The sequence below is a fragment of the Blautia sp. RTP21359st1_E11_RTP21359_211015 genome, assembly GCF_040910705.1.
GTDB lineage: Bacteria > Bacillota > Clostridia > Lachnospirales > Lachnospiraceae > Blautia_A > Blautia_A fusiformis.
Genome location: NZ_JBDGAB010000063.1, coordinates 1 through 20,946, shown reverse-complemented (window position 1 = coordinate 20,946; position 20,946 = coordinate 1). Strand labels below are relative to the sequence as shown.

At 47.3% G+C, this 20,946-nt stretch carries 13 protein-coding genes and 1 tRNA gene; 2 read left to right on the top strand and 12 right to left on the bottom strand.

Annotated features, from left to right (window positions below):
* Positions 1-182 precede the first annotated feature (182 nt).
* Positions 183-255: transfer RNA gene (locus AB5026_RS16365), tRNA-Thr, on the bottom strand.
* Positions 256-380: 125 nt separating this feature from the next.
* Complete coding sequence (gene glgB / locus AB5026_RS16360; protein WP_368213860.1) at positions 381-2,654, bottom strand: 1,4-alpha-glucan branching enzyme; 2,274 nt, start codon at positions 2,652-2,654, stop codon at positions 381-383.
* A gap of 215 nt (positions 2,655-2,869) precedes the next feature.
* On the opposite strand from glgB, the gene AB5026_RS16355 reads away from it, so the two are divergent.
* Complete coding sequence (locus tag AB5026_RS16355) at positions 2,870-3,841, top strand: carbohydrate kinase (RefSeq protein ID WP_022427213.1); 972 nt, start codon at positions 2,870-2,872, stop codon at positions 3,839-3,841.
* 904 nt (positions 3,842-4,745) lie between these two features.
* On the opposite strand, the gene AB5026_RS16350 is transcribed toward AB5026_RS16355, so the two are convergent.
* From AB5026_RS16350 to tgt, 10 genes are all read right to left on the bottom strand, one after another.
* Positions 4,746-5,909 (bottom strand): phosphoglycerate dehydrogenase, encoded by a 1,164-nt coding sequence (locus AB5026_RS16350; protein ID WP_021651414.1) that lies wholly within the window; start codon positions 5,907-5,909, stop codon positions 4,746-4,748.
* Positions 5,909-6,991 carry a 3-phosphoserine/phosphohydroxythreonine transaminase gene (gene serC / locus AB5026_RS16345; RefSeq protein ID WP_015527147.1) on the bottom strand — a complete coding sequence of 361 codons (1,083 nt, stop codon included), beginning with the start codon at positions 6,989-6,991 and terminating at the stop codon, positions 5,909-5,911. Before serC ends, AB5026_RS16350 begins: the two co-directional genes overlap by 1 nt.
* Complete coding sequence (ilvB, locus tag AB5026_RS16340) at positions 6,984-8,666, bottom strand: biosynthetic-type acetolactate synthase large subunit (RefSeq protein WP_118608316.1); 1,683 nt, start codon at positions 8,664-8,666, stop codon at positions 6,984-6,986. The genes serC and ilvB overlap by 8 nt, the downstream gene beginning before the upstream one ends.
* Positions 8,667-8,681: 15 nt before the next feature.
* Entirely contained in the window at positions 8,682-10,355 is a 1,674-nt protein-coding gene (gene ilvD / locus AB5026_RS16335; protein ID WP_092068317.1) for a dihydroxy-acid dehydratase, read from the bottom strand.
* A gap of 119 nt (positions 10,356-10,474) precedes the next feature.
* Positions 10,475-11,560: a 3-isopropylmalate dehydrogenase gene (leuB, locus tag AB5026_RS16330; RefSeq protein WP_044961505.1), complete on the bottom strand. Its 1,086-nt coding sequence runs from the start codon at positions 11,558-11,560 to the stop codon at positions 10,475-10,477.
* A 266-nt stretch (positions 11,561-11,826) separates the two neighbouring features.
* Positions 11,827-12,627, bottom strand: a complete 801-nt coding sequence (locus AB5026_RS16325; RefSeq protein WP_021651410.1) for a YgcG family protein — start codon at positions 12,625-12,627, stop codon at positions 11,827-11,829.
* A gap of 13 nt (positions 12,628-12,640) precedes the next feature.
* Complete coding sequence (locus tag AB5026_RS16320; protein WP_118608317.1) at positions 12,641-13,726, bottom strand: hypothetical protein; 1,086 nt, start codon at positions 13,724-13,726, stop codon at positions 12,641-12,643.
* A gap of 84 nt (positions 13,727-13,810) precedes the next feature.
* Positions 13,811-15,166, bottom strand: coding sequence for an SPFH domain-containing protein (locus AB5026_RS16315; RefSeq protein WP_368213857.1), 1,356 nt, complete (start codon positions 15,164-15,166; stop codon positions 13,811-13,813).
* Positions 15,167-15,922: 756 nt separating this feature from the next.
* Positions 15,923-16,237, bottom strand: coding sequence for a preprotein translocase subunit YajC (gene yajC / locus AB5026_RS16310; RefSeq protein ID WP_368213856.1), 315 nt, complete (start codon positions 16,235-16,237; stop codon positions 15,923-15,925).
* A gap of 157 nt (positions 16,238-16,394) precedes the next feature.
* A complete protein-coding gene (gene tgt, locus AB5026_RS16305) occupies positions 16,395-17,546 on the bottom strand; it encodes a tRNA guanosine(34) transglycosylase Tgt (protein WP_118752983.1) in 1,152 nt (383 codons plus the stop codon).
* 301 nt (positions 17,547-17,847) lie between these two features.
* Between tgt and AB5026_RS16300 the strand changes: the two genes are divergently transcribed.
* The coding region (locus AB5026_RS16300; RefSeq protein WP_368213854.1) for an acyl-CoA dehydratase activase-related protein at positions 17,848-20,946 on the top strand (3,099 nt) is incomplete at its 3' end.

Here is a 20,946-nt window from a genome sequence, read left to right as displayed (position 1 = left end):
GAGTTCTGGCCCTGCCGCAATGCTTTTAGCCGTCTCACGGAGCCCTAGTAGTATCCCCCGACGGAGTCCCTGCCCGGAGCGATGCCACCTTCCTCTGGCGTCCCTCAACCACATCCATACACACAAAAAAAGCCCGGCATCTTCATATTCCAAAGACACCGGACTCCTATCAGTCATATATAAGCTGGAAATGAGACTCGAACTCACGACCCCTTCATTACGAGTGAAGTGCTCTACCGACTGAGCTATTCCAGCTTGTGCTAAACACAACTGATATTATACCGTATTTTACAAAAAATGCAAGCACTTTTTCCTACAATCCACTCAAATCCTTACCCTCCAATCACCCCCAACCATATTCCCATTTAATTCACAAACCATCACTCATCCCCGGAAGCCCCCTTCCTGCGAGAAGCCACCCGTTTCACAACCTTTACCGCATCCTTTACAGCCACAGATTTTTCAACCACCGTCATTTTCGCCTTATCCATACGCTTTCCCCTGCTTTTCCCCGCAGTCTTTTTCACATTTCCTTTCTTTACAGAGCTTTTCTTCACATCCACCTTCTCCGGTGTACACCCAAATACCGTCACACCATAAGCCGGAAGCTTCAGCTTCAAAGAAAATTCCCTGTTATCACACTCCATATGAATAGCCGCTTTCGCCCGTGCGTTCACCACACCCTGTCCGCCAAACTTTTCACTGTCACTGTTGAAAATTTCCTTATATTTCCCCGCAAAAGGCACACCAACCCGGTAACTGTCATAAGATACCGGTGAAAAATTACACACCGCAAGAATCGTTTCTTCCGGCTTTTCCGTCTTACGAAGAAACGCAACCACATTCTCATCATAGCTGGTAAACTGGATCCACTCAAACCCATCCGAATTACCATCCATTGCATACAACGCCGGATGATTCCTGTAAAGTTCATTCAGATCATGCAGATACGCCCTCATTTCCGGCCCCACATCCCCATCCGGCGCAGTCATCTTCACACCCGGATGAAGCATCAGATAGCCATACGCAGCACGCAGCTGAGCATCCTTCTGCCTTGAAGATCCCGGAAGCTTCTCCAGAAACTCTTTTAACGTGCCCACATCTCTCTTCCCCAGAGTCAGTACATAATGCTCACTATATGCATACATCATGGAAAGCGTCAGCTGATCATAATAATTTCGTCTGTCCAAAGGCTCTGCTTCCAGGTAAGAGAGAAGATCCTTTGTCCAGCCACCACTCCATTTATAGTCAAACCCCAGATGATCATTCTCCACACTGTCTGTAAGCTGCGGCCATAAACCATCCTCCTGTGCGATCAGAAGAATCCCCGGATACTGCTTCTTCACAATAGAATTCAGATGCTTCAGAAACTCCATTGCCTGAAGGTTCTCATTGGAACTATAAAGATTAGCCGTCCACTGTCCCGCCTCTCTTCCAAAATCCAGATACAGCATCGCATCTACATCATCCATCCGAAATCCGTCCACATGAAATTCATCCAGCCAGAAAAACGCATTGGAAATAAGAAAATCTTTGACCATAGGACTTCCGTAATTATAAAGCATGGTGCCCCACATCGGATGAACGGCCATAGCCGGATCCTGTACTTCATAAAGAGGAGTTCCGTCAAATTTCTCAAGCCCTGCATCAAACCGCGGAAACTGAGCCGGTGTCCAGTCCAGGATCACGCCAATCCCTGCCTGATGAAAATCCTCTACCAGTGTCCGGAAATCTGCCGCAGTCCCAAAACGGGTAGTCACAGCATAATACGCAGACGTAGAATATCCTCCTGAACTTCGGTCAAGATACTCCATCACCGGATGAAATTCTACATGCGTATAACCGGTTTCCTTCAGAAACTCCACCAATTCACCACTGTTTTTCCACTCTGTTACATCCGTTTCATAAATGGAAACCGGAACTTCACGGCTGGCAAACCTTTCACGTTCCTTCATCCACGCTTCATCCTGCCATAAAAACTCCCCCAGCTCTGTTACAACAGAAATCACAGACGGCGCTCCCTGGGTTCCATTTCCGTAAGGATCAGACTTCCGCTGTACATTGCCGCCTTTGATCTTGATCTCATACTGGTAAGAGGCCCCTGCCTGTACACCTGGAACAAAAATCTCAAAAATTCCGGACATTGGCATCCGATGCATCGGAAGACGCCTTCCATCCCACCTGTCAAAATCACCGACCACACTGACACGGATTGCATTGGGTGCCCAGACAGCAAAATATGTTCCTTCTACCTCGCCACAGGTCCCCGGATGCGCTCCCAGCTTCTCATATGCCTTGTAATAGACACCGGCACAAAAAGCTCGTTCCTCCTCTTCCGTGATCTGGCATGGACATTCATACGCATCGTAAAAAGTCTCTTTCCTGCTTCCTCTTATCACACGGAAACGATATTCCGGAATCCTTTTCAGTGGAAGCATTACAGCATAATAACCAGCCTCATCTTCCAGGATCATCGGATAACTCTTTTCCCCTACAACAACCTCTGCAGCATCCGCTCCCGGAAAAAATCCCTGGATCAGAACGCCATCCTCTGTTACCCTTGGCTGCATCACATCACGAGGTGATGCCTCCTCCCCATAAACGATCGCCTCGATCCGGGGCCAATCCATATATTCATACGCTTTATCAGCCATAATCGTCTCCTCCATCATATTTGTTGTTTTATAGACTAAGTTTACCACCATTTTACAGAAAAATAAAGATAACAGTTCTAATCTTCGCAAAAAGCACCACAAGTAACCGGTAACAGAACAGAAAATAATTCGATTTGGTTCTTCCCAAAATCATGTGTAACGATTATAATATGAAGCAGAATATGAAACAAATAACTTATCAGGAGGAATCATCAATGGAAAACAGACAGTATGATGTAACAGCTCTCGGCGAGCTTCTGATCGACTTCACAGAAAACGGTGACAGTTCCCAAGGAAACCCTACTTTCGAGGCAAACCCGGGCGGAGCTCCCTGTAACGTTCTTGCCATGCTGAACCGTCTTGGCAAAAAAACTGCATTTATCGGAAAGGTCGGAAACGACATGTTCGGCAAGCAGCTGAAGGCTGCCGTAGAAGAATGCGGCATTGATACCAGAAATCTTGTCATGGACGATGAAATTCACACTACCCTTGCTTTTGTACATACTTACCCGGACGGAGACCGTGATTTTTCTTTCTACCGTAATCCAGGTGCAGATATGATGCTGACAAAGGATGAGGTAGATGCCGATCTGATCCGCAATTCCAGGATCTTCCATTTCGGCACGCTTTCTTCCACACATGAGGGTGTCCGTGAAGCAACCCGCTATGCTCTTGACGTGGCAAAAGAAGCCGGATGCATCATCACCTTTGACCCGAACTTACGCCCTCCACTCTGGAAGGATCTGAACGATGCCCGCAAAGAGATCGAATACGGCATGGAACGCTGTGATGTACTGAAGATTTCTGATAATGAAGTGGAATTTCTTTTTGATACAACAGATTATGACAAGGGTGCTGCCCTTATCGAAGAAAAATATCATATCCCGCTTGTGCTGATCACAATGGGAAAAGACGGAAGCCGCGCTTATTATCGCGGACGGAAGGTCGAGGCTGCTCCTTTCCTTCAGGAAAAAACCATTGAAACCACCGGTGCAGGAGACACCTTCTGTGCAAGCACCCTGAATTATGTGCTGGAACACGGTCTTGAGGATCTCACTGACGAAAACCTTGCAGAGCTGCTTACTTTTGCAAATGCAGCAGCTTCTCTCATCACAACAAAGAAGGGAGCACTCCGCGTAATGCCTGAAAGAGATGAAGTTCTTGACTTCATTGCATCCCGCAAGTAGTGTATGTTTTTCTTTTATTGAATTATTTTTTTGTTTATTGGCTTTGAAAAGCTGAGAAAACACCGCAGGGGGAGAAAGCACTCAAAGTTACGAAGCCCGTTTTTCTCCCCCTGCACCCCCTCTTTCCGGGCACGTACCGCGGAAACAGCGCTTCGCGCCTATCCGCCAATTGTTGTGTGTTCTACATATTTTCCCTGTTATATCATATATTTTTATTAATGTCTTATCGTATAAAAATTTACAGCCAATATCATTACGCATATTATATTTGCACATTATATTTGTATTTGATATATTTACATTTAATATATTCGCATTTGATATATTTACACTTAATATATTTGCATTTGATATATTTGCATTTGATATATTTACACTTAATATATTTGCATTTGATATATTTACATTTGATCATTTGATATATTTACATTTGATCATTTGATATATTTACATTTGATCATTTGATATATCTGCATTTGATATATTTCCCCCTCAAATTCACTTCTATATTATTCCAAAAAATCCGCAGATGTGCCCCGCACATCGAGACCTGCCAACGCCCTCCCACCCTCACTCTCAGCTCAACCTTCCACATCCAATACCGTCACATACCTATAACGGCCTCAAGACTTTTTCACTCTCAACAACCCCTTCAGGCCGTTCTCCTCCATCGGCTCAGACTTTCGTTCCCAGCACCGTCGCATACAGACACAAGTCAACAAAACTCCCGTCCTCCACAACCAAGCACTCCTAAAAAAAGCCCGAGGGGTGTGCAGAGGGGCCGCGGCTTTGCGGCCCCTTTGCGGTTTTCCTTTTTTCCTCAAAAAAATACTGTGCGCCATTCGCCAAAAAAAGCAAACGCCACACAGTATTTAAAAAAAAGTATTTCTAACCTCTTGTTACTTTACTTAACAACACGCACCCTATACATTCCCTCAATCTCCTTGAGTTCATCCAACGCCTTAGCAGACGCCGCACTCTCAAGATCAATAAGAGTATAAGCAAACTCCCCTTTACTCTTATTCGTCATATCCGCAATATTCAGTCCCTCAGATCCAAGGATCTTGGTAACCTGACTGATCATATTCGGTGTGTTGCTGTGCGCAAGAGAGATTCTTCCAACAGCCACACAGGTACCCATATCACAGTTCGGATAATTAACTGAATTTTTGATATTACCATTCTCAAGGTAATCGCGGATCTCCTTTACAGCCATCTCTGCACAGTTTTCTTCAGATTCCTCTGTAGACGCACCAAGATGCGGAGTTACCAGAATACCCTCGCGTCCTGCAACTGTCTCATTTGCAAAGTCAGTTACATACTTCTTAACCTTGCCACTCTCAACAGCCTCGATCAGCGCATCCTCATCAACAAGAAGATCTCTTGCAAAATTCAGAAGAACTACGCCGTCCTTCATCTTATCGAAAGCTTCTTTGTTGATCATCTTCTTAGTGCTGTCAAGAAGCGGCACATGAATGGTGATATAATCGCACTGGCTGTAGATCTCATCCAGGCTCTTGCTGTGCTTGATGGTTCTGGACAGGTTCCATGCCGCATCAATAGAAAGATATGGGTCATAGCCATATACTTCCATGCCAAGACCGCATGCTGCGTTTGCCACCATGGCTCCAATGGCTCCAAGACCGATGATACCAAGCTTTTTGCCGCTGATCTCGCATCCTGCGAACTGTTTTTTCTGCTTCTCGGCAAGCTTGCCAATGTGCTCTTTATCTTTCTCCTGTGCAACCCACTCGATACCTCCTACGATATCTCTGGATGCAAGGAGCATACCTGCAAGTACCAGCTCTTTTACGCCGTTTGCGTTAGCTCCAGGCGTGTTGAATACAACAACACCCTTCTCTGCATACTCCTTAACCGGAATATTATTGACGCCTGCACCTGCACGTGCAACTGCGCAAACGCTCTTCGGCAGCTCCATGTCGTGCATTTTTGCACTTCTTACAAGGATTGCATCACACTGGTCAGCGGTCTCTGTTTTTTTATAATTATCGCCAAAAAGTTTCAGACCTTTTTCAGCGATAGGATTCAGGCAATGATACTGGAACATTATGCATTCTCCTCCTCGAATTTTTTCATGAATGCAACCAGTGCCTCTACGCCGGCCTTTGGCATGGCATTGTAGATGCTGGCACGCATTCCGCCAACAGTACGGTGTCCTTTCAGGTTTACAAGTCCTGCTTCAGTTGCCTCTTTGACAAACTTGGCATCCATTTCCTTGTCACCAGTTACGAACGGTACATTCATAAGAGATCTGTCTTCCGGAACTACAGTTCCTTTGAACAGCTTGCTGGAATCCAGGTAATCATAAAGGATTTTTGCTTTTTCCTCATTGCGCTGTTTCATCACTTCCAGACCGCCCATCTTCTTCAGCCATTTAAATACTTTTCCGCATACATAGATGCAGTAAGCATTCGGCGTATTGTAAAGAGAGCCTGCGTCTGCATGTGTCTTATAAGTAAGCATGGTTGGGGTTCCCGGAAGAACATCCTCTGTGATCAGGTCCTCACGGATGATCACGATAACCATACCTGCCGGTCCGATGTTCTTCTGAACACCGCCATAGATAATACCATATTTGCTTACATCCACCGGCTCAGACAGGAAGCAGGAGGATACATCTGCTACCAGAGTCTTACCTTTTGTGTTTGGAAGTTTTTTGAATTTTGTGCCGTAAATGGTGTTGTTCTCACAGATGTATACGTAGTCTGCATCCGGGCTGATCGGCAGATCACTGCAGTCCGGGATATAGCTGAAGGTTTTATCTTCAGAAGATGCGATCTTGTTTGCTTTTCCGTATTTCTGAGCTTCCTGATAAGCTTTTTTTGCCCACTGTCCTGTTACGATATAATCTGCGACCTTGTTTTTCATAAGGTTCATCGGGATCATGGCAAACTGCTGGGATGCTCCTCCCTGAAGGAAAAGTACCTTGTAGTTATCCGGAATGTTCATAAGCTCGCGAAGATCTTTCTCTGCAGTATCAATGATCTCCTGAAAAGCTGCACTTCTGTGGCTCATTTCCATAACAGACATTCCTGTGCCGTTATAATCCATCATCTCATCCGCTACTTCTTTGAGTACTTCCTCTGGAAGCACTGCCGGTCCGGCAGAAAAATTATACACTCTACTCATGTTTCTTCATATCCTCCTCGTCAAATACATCATCAAGGTTCGCACCAGCCGGTACCATCGGGAACACACTCAGATCCTGATCGATCCAGCAATCCAGAACGACAGGTCCCTCTGCTGCCAGTGCCATCTTAAGTGCAGGCTCCACATCCTCCATCTTTGTCACACGAATGGCTTTTGCACCCAGCGCCTCTGATAATTTCACAAAATCAACGGCGTCATCCAGTACTGTGGAAGAGTACCTCTTTCCATAGAAAAGCGTCTGCCACTGACGCACCATTCCCAGTACATGATTGTTCATAACAATCTGGATCAGCTGTCTGCCACAGCGTGCAGCTGTTGCCAGCTCATTCATATTCATACGGAAGCATCCGTCACCTGCTATATTTACAACTGTTTTTTCCGGTCTGCCCATCTTCGCGCCAATTGCAGCGCCAAGGCCATAGCCCATGGTTCCAAGTCCGCCGGAAGTAAGAAGAGTTCTCGGCTCTTTGTATTTATAATACTGCGCCGCCCACATCTGATGCTGTCCAACATCTGTGGAGATGATCGCATCACCGTTGGTCAACTCATAAAGCTTCTCTATAATATACGGACCTGTAAGCTGTGTGTGATCATAATTCAGCGGATATTTTGATTTCAATTCCTGGATATGTGCGATCCACTCCGGATGTTCTTTCTTCGGAATTTCCTCCAGAAGGCGTTTCAGCACTTCCTTCACATCACCGATCACACTGGCATCCACTTTGATATTTTTATTGATCTCCGCAGCATCCACATCGATCTGAAGGATTTTTGCATTATGTGCAAAAGTTTTGGTATTTCCTGTTACACGGTCACTGAAGCGTGCACCGAGAACAATAAGAAGATCGCACTCTGTTACGCCAAGATCGGAAGTCTTGGTTCCGTGCATACCTACCATACCTGTATAGAGAGGATCTTCTCCCGGGAAGGTACCCTTGCCCATCAGAGTATCGCAGACAGGAGCCTGGATCCTGCGAGCCAGCTCACGTACTTCCTGGTCAGCACCAGAGATCACACATCCGCCGCCAACAAAAATAAACGGTTTCTCTGCCTCTCTGATCATTTCCAGTGCCTGATCAATATCTTCTTTACGGATACTTTTGATCTCACGGTTAACCGTAGCCGGAGGGCATGGCTCATATTCATATTTCATTCCTGTGATATCCTTCGGGACATCCACAAGCACCGGGCCGGGTCTTCCGCTTTTTGCAATATAAAATGCTCTTCTTAACGTATCTGCAAGATCTTCGATATTCTTTACGATGAAACTGTATTTTGTTACAGGCATTACGATACCTGCGATATCAACCTCCTGGAAAGAATCTCTTCCCAGGAGTGGTCTTCCTACGTTTGCAGTAATGGCTACCATCGGTACGGAATCCATGTATGCAGTCGCGATCCCTGTTACCAGGTTAGTTGCTCCTGGACCGGAGGTTGCCAGGCAGACACCCACCTTTCCAGTCGCTCTTGCATAACCGTCAGCAGCATGGGATGCACCCTGCTCGTGGGAGGTCAGTACATGTGTGATCTCATCTTTGTATTCATATAAGGCATCGTAAACATTCAGAATCGCGCCGCCCGGATATCCAAATACGGTATCAACGCCCTGTTCCTTCAGACATTCTACGATGATCTCTGCACCTGTAAGCTGCATATCTTTCGTTCCTCCTTATTTTGCTTTCGGTACTTCCAGGATCGCACCACGGTTTCCGGATGTTACCATGGAAGCGTATCTTGCCAGATATCCGGTTGTCACCTTCGGCTCTCTTGGCTGCCATTTTTCTCTTCTAGCCTGCATCTCTTCATCTGAAACCTTGATCTCCAGTTTCAGCTCCGGAATATTGATGCTGATGATATCGCCTTCCTCAACCAGTGCGATCGGGCCGCCTACTGCTGCCTCCGGTGATACGTGTCCGATAGCGGCTCCTCTGGATGCACCGCTGAAACGTCCGTCGGTGATCAGGGCTACAGAAGAACCAAGTCCCATTCCCACGATGGCAGATGTAGGGTTCAGCATCTCTCTCATTCCAGGGCCACCCTTTGGTCCCTCATAGCGGATAACCACAACATCTCCCTCTACGATCTTACCGCTCTTGATGGCAACAATTGCGTCATCCTCGCTGTCAAATACACGTGCAGGACCTTCATGTACCAGCATCTCCGGTACAACTGCAGAACGTTTTACAACGCCACCATCCGGTGCAAGGTTTCCTTTCAGTACGGCAAGTCCGCCTGTCTTTGTATACGGATTGTCGATAGGGCGGATAACCTCCGGATTCAGGTTTACACAGTTTTTGATATTCTCACCTACTGTTTTTCCGGTTACTGTCATACACTCTGTATGGAGAAGTCCCAGCTTATTCAGCTCATTCATGACCGCATAGACACCGCCGGCCTCATTAAGGTCTTCCATGTAGGTCGGGCCTGCCGGTGCAAGGTGGCAAAGGTTCGGAGTCTTCTCACTGATCTCATTTGCAAAGCTGATATCAAAGTCCATTCCGATCTCATGTGCGATAGCCGGAAGATGAAGCATACTGTTTGTGGAGCATCCAAGTGCCATATCTACTGTAAGTGCATTTAAAACTGCCTCTTTTGTCATAATGTCTCTTGGGCGGATGTTCCTTCTGTACATTTCCATTACCTGCATTCCTGCATGCTTTGCAAGACGGATACGTTCAGAGTATACTGCCGGGATGGTACCGTTTCCTTTCAGTCCCATACCGAGAACCTCTGTCAGGCAGTTCATGCTGTTCGCAGTGTACATACCGGAACATGATCCGCAGGTCGGGCAGGTTTTATTCTCGAATTCTTCCAGATCATCTGCTGTGATGGTTCCTGCTGCATAGGATCCTACTGCCTCAAACATACTGGAAAGACTTGTTTTGTGTCCTTTTACATGGCCGGCAAGCATCGGGCCGCCACTTACGAATACAGTAGGAACGTTGATCCTTGCTGCTGCCATCAGAAGGCCAGGTACGTTTTTGTCACAGTTGGGAACCATGACCAGGGCATCGAACTGATGAGCCAGTGCCATGGCCTCTGTGGAATCTGCGATCAGGTCACGTGTTACAAGGGAATATTTCATGCCAACGTGTCCCATTGCGATTCCGTCACATACTGCGATCGCCGGAAATACAACCGGTGTGCCGCCAGCCATTGCAACGCCGAGCTTTACAGCATTTACAATTTTGTCAAGGTTCATATGTCCCGGTACGATCTCGTTATAAGAGCTTACGATTCCTACCAGTGGTTTGTCCATTTCTTCCTTTGTCATTCCAAGGGCATTGAACAGGGAACGATGTGGTGCCTGCTGTGTGCCTTTTCTTACGGTATCACTTTTCATTTTTAAGGTCTCTCCTTTTTATTCTTTACGATAGGATCCGGTATCTGTTTATAGACTTCCTCTTCCAGGTACCGGTTCTTTCTGTTCTGTTTCGTTTTCTTCTTTCTGTCCCGCTTTATTTATGCAATGGCATCTGCGATCAGATCGCCCATCTCTCTGGTTCCGACAAGCTTGCATCCGTCAGACATGATATCTCCTGTTCTGTAACCCTCTGTAAGAACCTTCTGTACTGCTGTTTCCACAGCATCTGCTTCTTTATCAAGATCCAGAGAATATCTCAGCATCATGGCAGCGGAAAGAATGGTTGCGATGGGGTTTGCCTTGTTCTGGCCTGCGATATCCGGTGCAGAACCATGGCTCGGCTCATAGAGACCAAGCTTTGTCTCATTTAAGCTTGCGGAGGAAAGCATTCCGATGGAACCGGTCACCATACTTGCCTCATCAGAGAGGATATCTCCAAACATGTTTTCTGTAAGGATAACATCAAACTGCTTCGGATCACGTACCAACTGCATTGCACAGTTATCAACCAGCATATGCTCCAGTGTTACATCCGGATAATCCTTTGCCACATCCTCCACTACACTTCTCCAGAGTCTGGAAGAATCAAGAACATTGGCTTTATCTACACTTGTAACCTTATTTCTTCTCTTACGTGCGATCTCAAATGCCTTAATGGCAATACGGCGGATCTCATTCTCATTATAAGAAAGAGTATCTACCGCTGTGCGGACTCCGTTCTCCTCAGTAGTCTTTCTTGCTCCGAAATAAAGACCTCCTGTAAGCTCTCTTACGATGATCATGTCAAAACCATCTCCGATGATCTCATCACGGAGCGGGCAGGCATCACGAAGCTCATTGTAAAGATAAGCCGGACGAAGGTTTGCAAACAGGTTCAACGCCTTACGTATCGCAAGAAGACCTGCCTCCGGGCGTTTGGACGGCTCCAGCTTGTACCACGGGGATGTCTTGGCATCACCGCCAATGGAACCCATCAGTACTGCATCAGAAGCTTTTGCCTGGGCAATGGCTTCCTCTGTAAGAGGTACTCCGTGAGCATCAATGGATGCCCCTCCTAAAAGAACCTCTGTGTATGAAAATTTATGACTGTATTTCTCACATACTCTGTCTAAAACTTTTTTGGCCTCGGCAACAATCTCCGGACCGATTCCGTCTCCCGGAATCAGGGCAATCTTGTACTCCATTTTATTCACTCCTCCGATTTCCCCTGTGCTGTAAAATTTTAACGCACTGGTGTGGATAATTGTTATTATCATAACGCACTTTTCGACGGATTTCAACCTATTAAATAGATAAAGTTATTTCCGGAATGCAAAAAATAAACGGCAATTCCCTGTTTCTGCCGCCACAGAGACATACTTTCGCACACAGAAAAAAGAAAAACTGCCCTACCATTCCGGTACAGCAGTCTTTCTTTTTTTATCATATTCTGTTTTTCCTGATGATCTTCTCAGAATTTCCCGCTGGAACCACCGAAGGTATCACCGGAAGATGAGGTATGGGTGCTGGAACCACCGTTATTATCCTCATTTTTCGGTTTTGCGGATTTTGATACCGTACTGTAGAGGTAAAAATCATTACTTCTGGTCACATTCATACTGCCCTGCCGCACATAAGAAGCCGCCCGATCCTGTTTTCGCACAGTTTTCAGCTTTCTTCTCATATTTCCGGTCACCAGTAATCCTGCCACAAGCCCCACAGCAAGAGCGATCAGCAGGTTTATCCCAACCGCAAAAGGCTCATCTGGAAGGTTTTCCACATCGTATGGCTCTGCCTCATCTGCCTGCGTGATAAAATCATCGCATTCCGTGGCAAACTTATGAAACGCTTCGTTATAATCACCGTCACTTAAATAAGGCTTCACCTGATCCATGATGTAGGACTGTCCGGCATCCGTAAACACTTCTATCGCATATCCGTGTGTTGCAATGGCCCAGTTACGGTCTCCCATATCCAACAGGAATAAAATACCGTCACCATTTTCCCCCTGTCCATATCCATGGTCAATAAAATAATCCTCCGCATACGCCTGGGCCGTTTTTCCCTCAAGACTGTTAACGGTAACGACCACAACATCTACCTGATCTCGCTCACTGATCTCATCCAGAGTACTGCTCAGGCTCTCCTGCTGCTCTGCATCCAGAAGGCCCGCCTGGTCATCCAGACGGCTTACGGTGCCTGCCCATACTGGAAAAGCACATGCCAGACACAAAAGGATCGATATCAAAAATACAGATATTCTTTTTTTCATGGCATCCACCTCCCTACAAAGCCCAGATCAGATACAGGATAATATAAGTGATCACACCCACGACCCCCGTTGTTCCCAGGAACCATCGTGCAAAAGCGTTCTTGTCTGTAGGCAGATTTCCCACAAATTTCCCTGTCTGACCATTCATGGCAAATATGTAATTATCACCCTTCCACTTCGTCTGCAGGATCCATACGGGATATAACGCATATTTCGTTGTCCCGTTATGAAGCCGGATACTGGTATTCTCCGGTGCCACACTGGCGTATCCTCTCACCGTATCCCGGAATGCAGCCTCTGTGCTGCGGCGGATACGCTCATTGGCACGTTCCTCACACTCGCTCGCTGTCACATCATATTTATCTGCAAAATATCCAGCCAGATACGCAGTCTGAAAATCCACCGCTTCTTTGAAATCAAAAGGCTCTATAGACTCCATCAGATCATTTTCCATGCTGGCAGAGCCATCCACCGGTACATGATCAAAACCAAGAGAACCACTTCTGTGTACTGCATAATAGCTGGTCTCCGTATAATCATAATCACTATCGCTCCAGAACCGGGTCTTTGTTGCACGGTAACGGATATCTGCATCTGCGTCTGTGTCATACAGCCAAAACGGAACGTAGATGCCCTTAACCTCGCTGATATGATTCTCTGACTTAAATGCTTTCGGCAAAAGCCTCTTACCGGTAAGATGCTTTTTCAGCCTCTCCTTTGCCGCTTTCTTGTCCAGCTTAAACGGGATCACATAATCCGGCTTCAGTGCACCGGACAGCTGCCCGGTCATTACCACCGGACTTCCGCAAAACGGGCAGGCCGTTGCTGCCGTGTTGGCATCTCCCACGATCTCACCGCCACAGGACTTGCACACATAGGTACGCAGCCCCTCACTCTCCCCGTCCTGCCACTCACTGCCGGCCTCATCCGACCAGCTCATATCCTCAGGCTGCTCTTCCTCCACAGTCTGGGCATATTCCGATAACGTACCAACATCAAACTCCGTATCACAAAACGGACACTTCATCTTCTGCACAGAACTGTCAAACTCTATGGAGCCACCACAGCACGGACACTTAAACTCCTGCATCTTCGCCATATATTCACCTCACTTCATCATTCTGTATCCAACAACCGGCAGGAGTTACCCTGCATTTTGCTCCTGACCATCTCTCTTTCTGATCTATACTGCATCCTCCGGTCCGAACGGATCACCGCACTCCGGGCAGAATTTCGGTGGATTCTCCGGATCTGCCGGTTCCCATCCGCACCTGCTGCAGCGATACTGCATCTTCTTCTCCGGTTTCTTCGCTCCGCAGTTCATACAGAACTTGCCTTTATTCACCGTACCGCAGGAACAGGTCCAGCTGTCCTCCACCGGACGCGATGCACCACACTCCGGACAGAATTTCCCCGAAGAAACCGCACCACAACTGCAGGTCCAGGAACCAGCCGCAGCCCCTGCTCCGTTCCCTACCGGCGAAACCGGCTGCGCTGCCTGCTGCTGTACACTCTGCTGCTGCGCCTGCTGCTTCTGGCCCATCTCAAACAACTGCTGAGCATTCAGACCACCTGCATTAGCAGCCATACCCATGCCCATAAAGCCAGTCATAGCCCCTGCTGAATTAGAAGCCGCAGCCTTCATAGCATCCGCCTGGGCCCCGGTCAGAGTAGCCGCAGCCATAGCAGGATCACGCATCATAGCCGTACGCTGAGCCTGCTTGATCATCTCGGCATCCTCATCCGGCAATGTCACAGAACCAAGTGCCACACTGACCACCTTAAGCCCACGAAGCTCCTCCCACTTGGCAGAAAGCACCTCATTCATGGCATTCTCCAGCTCCGTATTATGAGTCACAATCTGATTCGGACGCATCTCCAGCTCCGAAAGCCTTCCGAAAGCAGGCTGCAGCGCACTGATAAACTCCGCCTTCAGCTGTCCGTCCAGCTCCTCTCTGGTATACTCCCGCTCTACATTTCCACACACATTCGTATAAAAAAGAAGGGGATCCGCGATCCTGTAGGAATAAACACCATGACATCTCACAGCCACATCCACATCCAACCCGATCCTGGAATCCACAACCCGGAACGGGATCGGATTAGCAGTACCAAACTTGTTATCCACAAGCTCCTTGGTATTAAAATAATACACCCTCTGATCCTTACCCGTATCGCCGCCAAAAGCAAACCTCTTCCCGATCGTATCAAAGGTCTTCCTGATTCCGTCACCCAGACTACCTGAAAAAATACTCGGCTCCGTAGAAGCATCATACGTATACTCTCCCGGATCCGCACAAACCTCAACAACCTTTCCCTGCTCCACGATCATCATACACTGACCATCCGCCACAGCGATCCCGCTGCCGCTGGAAATAACATTATCACTCCCATGCTTATTGGAAGACCTGGAAGAAGACCTCTTCGTCCCCTTCACAACCATCACTTCTTTATCCATAGCCTCACAGTAAAAAAACTCCTTCCACTGATCCGCCAACGTACCACCCGCTGCACCCACAGCCGCTCTGATAAGACCCATAAATCCAACCCCTTTCTGAAAATTCATTCTTATTTACAATTTTACGATATTCCAAAGCCATCGTCACTCTCATTTCTGATAGTAACATCATTATTACACGAATTTTACCAAAAATCCACTTATTTCTATACAATATTACAATTGTCATATTTCATCATATCCACAATCTCAGCACATCAGCAATCCCAGCACATCAGTAATCCCAGCACATCCGCAATCCCAACACATCCGCAATCCCAGCACATCCGCAATCCCAGTACATCCGCAATCCCAGTACATCCGCAATCCCAGCACATCAGCAATCCAGGCTGACAGCGCAGCGCCTCAGCCGTCCCCCCAACCAAACACAAACTCAGCCATTGCAGTCGTCCAGCGCAGCGCTGACGACCCACAACCAACCGTCAAACGACACTATTTCTCACCGGAAGCACCAGCCGGGGAAGGGGATGCTGGATGGCTCTGCTTCTGCAGGAGGGGAGCTGATTCTTGGACGGCGGGAATCTGCGTTGTTTTTCAAAAGTCCGCTGTCTGAGCGGCAGCAGGCCGCGAGTTCGGACTTTTTAAAAACGCTTTTAGCAGATTTCCGGCGTCCTAGAAGCCAGCCCCCGACGAAGCCGCAGACCAGCCAGCATCCCCTTCCCCGGCGTCCCTTCATCCGTTCGTTCGTCCGTTCGTCCACATACAAATACAAAAAAAGACACCACGTCACAAAAAACGCAGTGCCTCTCTCATATTCAAGTTATTGCGAAAAAAGCATCAAGCAGAAGCCTGATCAGCCTTCTCAACCTCAGCAATCGCCTGCTTCCTCATAGGAATACGGCAATTCTTATTATTACCAAATTCAACAATAACATCTTCCTCAGTCATATCAATAACAACACCATAAAAACCACTGGTAGTAACAACACTGTCACCAACCTCCATGCTGCTCAACATAGTCTGAGTTCTCTTCTGCTCCTTCTTCTGCGGACGGATCATCATAAAATACATAATTCCAAACAGAACTACGATCCAGACAATACCAAGACCCGCGCTAAGTCCGCCAGCTGCCGCTGTAGATGATGCGATCATTTCAAATTCCTCCTGCTAAAAACAAATAATCTGCGGTACCCCCGCCGTTACTGACCTCTAAAAGTGTCACTTCGTACTATCATACACAAAAACCAAAAAACCTTCAAGAGTTTTCTTATAAAATCAAAGTAATTTACACAAATTTTATAAATAAAACTTACCGGTTCCCGTTGATCCTGCCTTCCTCAAAGCCTTCCAGACGCATCTTCTTATAAGCCGCAAAATTCCCTGCATCCAGCGCATCTCTGATCTCTTCCATCATATGATTATAGAAATACAGATTATGCAGAACACAAAGCCTCATGCCAAGCATCTCCTTCGCCTTCAGAAGATGACGGATATACGCTCTGCTGTAATGACGACAGGCCGGGCACTGGCACTCCTCATCGATCGGTTTGGAATCCAGCTCATACTTTGCATTAAAAAGATTCATCTTGCCATGGTTGGTATACACGTGACCATGACGGCCGTTACGGCTGGGATATACACAGTCAAAAAAGTCAATACCACGCTCAACCCCCTCCAGGATATTGGCCGGAGTACCAACCCCCATAAGATACGTCGGCTTGTTCTGCGGCAAATGCGGAACCACCTCATCCAGGATCCGGTACATCTCCTCATGACTTTCACCAACTGCAAGGCCGCCCACTGCATAGCCGTCCAGATCCATCTCCGCGATAGCCTGGGCATGCTCAATACGGATATCTTCATAAACAGCCCCCTGGTTAATGCCAAAAAGAAGCTGGTTCTTGTTAATGGTATCCGGCAGACTGTTCAAACGAGCCATCTCATCCTTGCATCTTTTAAGCCAACGTGTTGTACGCGCTACCGATTTCTGTACATAATCCCTGTCTGCCACACTGCTTGGGCACTCATCAAAGGCCATTGCAATGGTAGAGGCCAAATTTGACTGGATCTGCATGCTCTGCTCCGGTCCCATAAAAATCTTATGACCATCGATATGAGAGTTAAAATACACGCCCTCTTCCTTGATCTTACGAAGCTTCGCCAGCGAAAACACCTGGAATCCGCCGGAATCGGTAAGGATCGGTCTGTCCCAGTTCATAAATTCATGAAGACCTCCCAGCTGCTTTACCACCTTGTCGCCAGGGCGCACATGAAGATGATAGGTATTGGACAGCTCTACCTGTGTACCGATCTCATGAAGATCCACAGTGGAAACTGCACCTTTAATTGCTGCAATTGTTCCTACATTCATAAAAACAGGAGTCTGGATCGTTCCGTGGACCGTCTTAAACTCGCCCCTTTTCGCTCTTCCTTCTGTTGTGATCAGTTTATATTCTGCCATTTCATTTCCCTTCTAAAAACATTTTAAAGTTGTCTCTGCCCGGCATCTGCGTTACAGGTACGCCATAACCAGCTGTCGATGCAAATATCTTTCAAAACTTTTAGTCAATATCATAACACATTTTTTTCTTTACGGCTACTGATTGTTAAACTTTTACATTGCCATTTTTTAAACGATATCGTATAATATAGAATATTCGCTTAAAAATCCTTTATAATAAGAAGAAACAACTCCCATCTGACAGAAATGTCAGAGTCGGGCAACCCCTATATAGATACAACGAGGAGGAAATCAATTTTTTATGAAGAAACACACACTTGGAATTGACATTGGTTCCACCACTGTTAAGATTGCGATCTTAGACGAAAACGATACGCTTGTCTTCTCCGACTATGAGAGACATTTTGCAAATATCCAGGAAACCCTTGCAGATCTTCTTCAGAAAGCTGAGGATCAGCTTGGTGAACTGACACTCTGTCCGGTCATTACAGGTTCCGGCGGACTGACACTTGCCAATCATCTGGAAGTACCTTTTGTACAGGAGGTTATCGCCGTATCCACTTCCCTGCAGAAGCTGGCACCAAAGACAGATGTTGCTATCGAGCTTGGAGGCGAGGATGCCAAAATCATCTATTTCGAAAACGGAAATGTAGAGCAGCGTATGAATGGCATCTGTGCCGGCGGTACCGGTTCCTTCATTGACCAGATGGCATCTCTGCTCCAGACCGATGCACCAGGTCTTAATGAATACGCCAAACATTACAAGGCACTTTATCCCATTGCGGCACGCTGCGGTGTTTTCGCAAAAACAGATATCCAGCCACTGATCAACGACGGAGCAACTAAGGAAGACCTTTCTGCCTCCATTTTCCAGGCAGTTGTCAACCAGACCATTTCCGGTCTTGCCTGCGGTAAACCGATCCGCGGACACGTTGCCTTCCTTGGCGGGCCTCTTCACTTCCTTTCTGAGCTGAAGACTGCTTTTATCCGAACCCTGAAGCTGGATGATGAACATATTATCGCACCAGACAACTCTCATCTGTTCGCAGCCATCGGCTCCGCCCTGAATGCAAAGCAGGATGTTACCGTTTCCCTGACCGAACTGAAGGAACGCATGCGGACCACCATCAAGCTGGATTTTGAGGTAGAACGTATGGAGCCGCTTTTTGCCACAGAGGACGACTACCAGGCTTTCCATGACCGTCAGAGTGCCTACAGGGTAAAAACCGGAGATCTTTCCACCTATAAGGGAAAATGCTTCCTGGGGATCGACGCCGGCTCTACCACAACAAAAACCGCGCTGGTAAGCGAAGACGGAACTCTTCTTTATTCTTTCTACAGCAGTAACAACGGAAACCCGCTGAAAACCACCATCAACTCCATCAAGGAGATTTACAGCCTTCTTCCGGAAGATGCAGAAATTGCTTTTTCCTGCTCCACCGGTTACGGCGAAGCCCTGATCAAAGCGGCACTTCTTCTTGACGAAGGTGAAGTCGAAACCGTTTCCCATTATTACGCAGCTGCTTTCTTTGATCCTGAAGTAGACTGCATCCTGGATATCGGCGGTCAGGATATGAAATGTATCAAGATCCGTAACCAGACTGTTGACAGTGTACAGCTCAACGAGGCATGTTCCTCAGGCTGCGGTTCCTTTATCGAAACCTTTGCAAAATCTCTGAACTACACAGTACAGGACTTTGCAAAAGCAGCTCTTTTTGCAAAACATCCCATTGATCTTGGAACACGCTGTACTGTATTTATGAATTCCAAAGTTAAGCAGGCCCAGAAGGAAGGCGCTGAGGTTTCCGATATCTCCGCTGGTCTTGCCTACTCCGTTATCAAAAACGCCCTCTACAAGGTTATCAAGGTTTCCGATGCTTCCGAGCTTGGCAAGCATATCGTTGTACAGGGTGGTACCTTCTATAATGACGCAGTTCTCCGCAGCTTTGAGAAGATTGCCAACTGCCAGGCCATCCGCCCGGATATCGCCGGGATCATGGGTGCCTTCGGTGCTGCTCTGATCGCAAGGGAGCGCTATCAGGAGGGTGAAAAAACCTCCATGCTTTCCATCGATCAGATCAACAGCCTCCAGTACACCACCTCCATGGCAAACTGCCGCGGATGTACCAACAACTGTCGTCTGACCATCAACAAATTCTCCGGCGGCCGTAAATACATCAGTGGAAACCGCTGTGAGCGCGGACTTGGAAAGGAAAAGAACAAGGATCATATCCCAAACCTTTTCGATTACAAATATAAAAGGATTTTTTCCTATGAACCTCTTTCCGCAGATAAGGCTACCCGTGGACAGGTTGGTATCCCACGTGTTCTGAACATGTTTGAGAATTACCCGTTCTGGTATACCTTCTTTACAGAGCTGAAATACCAGGTGGTACTTTCTCCTACTTCCACACGTAAGATCTACGAGCTGGGTATCGAATCCATCCCAAGTGAATCCGAATGCTACCCGGCCAAGCTTGCTCACGGACATGTCACATGGCTGATCCGTAACGGTGTGAAATTTATCTTCTACCCATGCATCCCTTACGAACGCAACGAATTCCCGGATGCGGTCAACCATTATAACTGCCCGATCGTTACTTCCTATGCGGAAAATATCAAGAACAATGTGGACGAGCTCAGTGATCCATCCATCACCTTCCGCAACCCGTTCCTGGCATTTACTTCCGAGGATATCCTGACAAACCGCCTTGTGGAAGAATTCCAGGATATTCCTGCTGCCGAGGTCAAAGCTGCTGCCCATAAGGCCTGGGAAGAACTTGCAGCCGTACATATGGATATCCAGAAAAAGGGTGAAGAAACCCTGCAGTACCTGAAAGAAACCGGCCGCCGCGGAATCGTTCTTGCAGGCCGTCCATACCATATTGATCCGGAAATCCACCACGGTATCCCGGATATGATCAACAGCTACGGAATCGCCGTATTTACCGAAGACTCCGTTGCACACCTTGGACATCTGGAGCGTCCCATCCGTGTCAACGACCAGTGGATGTATCACTCCCGTCTCTACTCTGCCGCAAATTTTGTAAAAACAAGAGAGGATCTGGATCTGATCCAGCTGAATTCCTTCGGATGCGGACTTGATGCCGTTACCACTGATGAGGTTTATGAGATTCTGGATGGAAGTGACAAGATCTACACCTGCCTGAAGATCGATGAGGTCAACAACCTGGGTGCGGCAAGGATCCGTATCCGTTCCCTGATCGCTGCTATCCGTGCAAAACAGGCACAGAATAAAAAAAGGAACATCAAGCCGGCTTCCATTGAGAAGATATCCTTTACCAAGCAGATGCGTAAGGAGTACACCATTCTCTGCCCGCAGATGTCTCCATTCCACTTCGGAATCTTTGAGGCTGCTTTTAAGGCATCCGGCTATAAC

Excerpts from the sequence above, each read along its gene's own strand:
- AB5026_RS16355 (WP_022427213.1), top strand. The coding sequence starts at position 2,870 with ATGGAAAACAGACAGTATGATGTAACAGCTCTCGGCGAGCTTCTGATC.
- serC (WP_015527147.1), bottom strand. The coding sequence starts at position 6,991 with ATGAGTAGAGTGTATAATTTTTCTGCCGGACCGGCAGTGCTTCCAGAG.
- leuB (WP_044961505.1), bottom strand. The coding sequence starts at position 11,560 with ATGGAGTACAAGATTGCCCTGATTCCGGGAGACGGAATCGGTCCGGAG.
- AB5026_RS16325 (WP_021651410.1), bottom strand. The coding sequence starts at position 12,627 with ATGAAAAAAAGAATATCTGTATTTTTGATATCGATCCTTTTGTGTCTG.
- tgt (WP_118752983.1), bottom strand. The coding sequence starts at position 17,546 with ATGGCAGAATATAAACTGATCACAACAGAAGGAAGAGCGAAAAGGGGC.
- yajC (WP_368213856.1), bottom strand. The coding sequence starts at position 16,237 with ATGATCGCATCATCTACAGCGGCAGCTGGCGGACTTAGCGCGGGTCTT.
- glgB (WP_368213860.1), bottom strand. The coding sequence starts at position 2,654 with ATGGCTGATAAAGCGTATGAATATATGGATTGGCCCCGGATCGAGGCG.
- ilvD (WP_092068317.1), bottom strand. The coding sequence starts at position 10,355 with ATGAAAAGTGATACCGTAAGAAAAGGCACACAGCAGGCACCACATCGT.
- AB5026_RS16315 (WP_368213857.1), bottom strand. The coding sequence starts at position 15,166 with ATGGGTCTTATCAGAGCGGCTGTGGGTGCAGCGGGTGGTACGTTGGCG.
- AB5026_RS16320 (WP_118608317.1), bottom strand. The coding sequence starts at position 13,726 with ATGGCGAAGATGCAGGAGTTTAAGTGTCCGTGCTGTGGTGGCTCCATA.
- ilvB (WP_118608316.1), bottom strand. The coding sequence starts at position 8,666 with ATGCAGCTTACAGGTGCAGAGATCATCGTAGAATGTCTGAAGGAACAG.
- AB5026_RS16350 (WP_021651414.1), bottom strand. The coding sequence starts at position 5,909 with ATGTTCCAGTATCATTGCCTGAATCCTATCGCTGAAAAAGGTCTGAAA.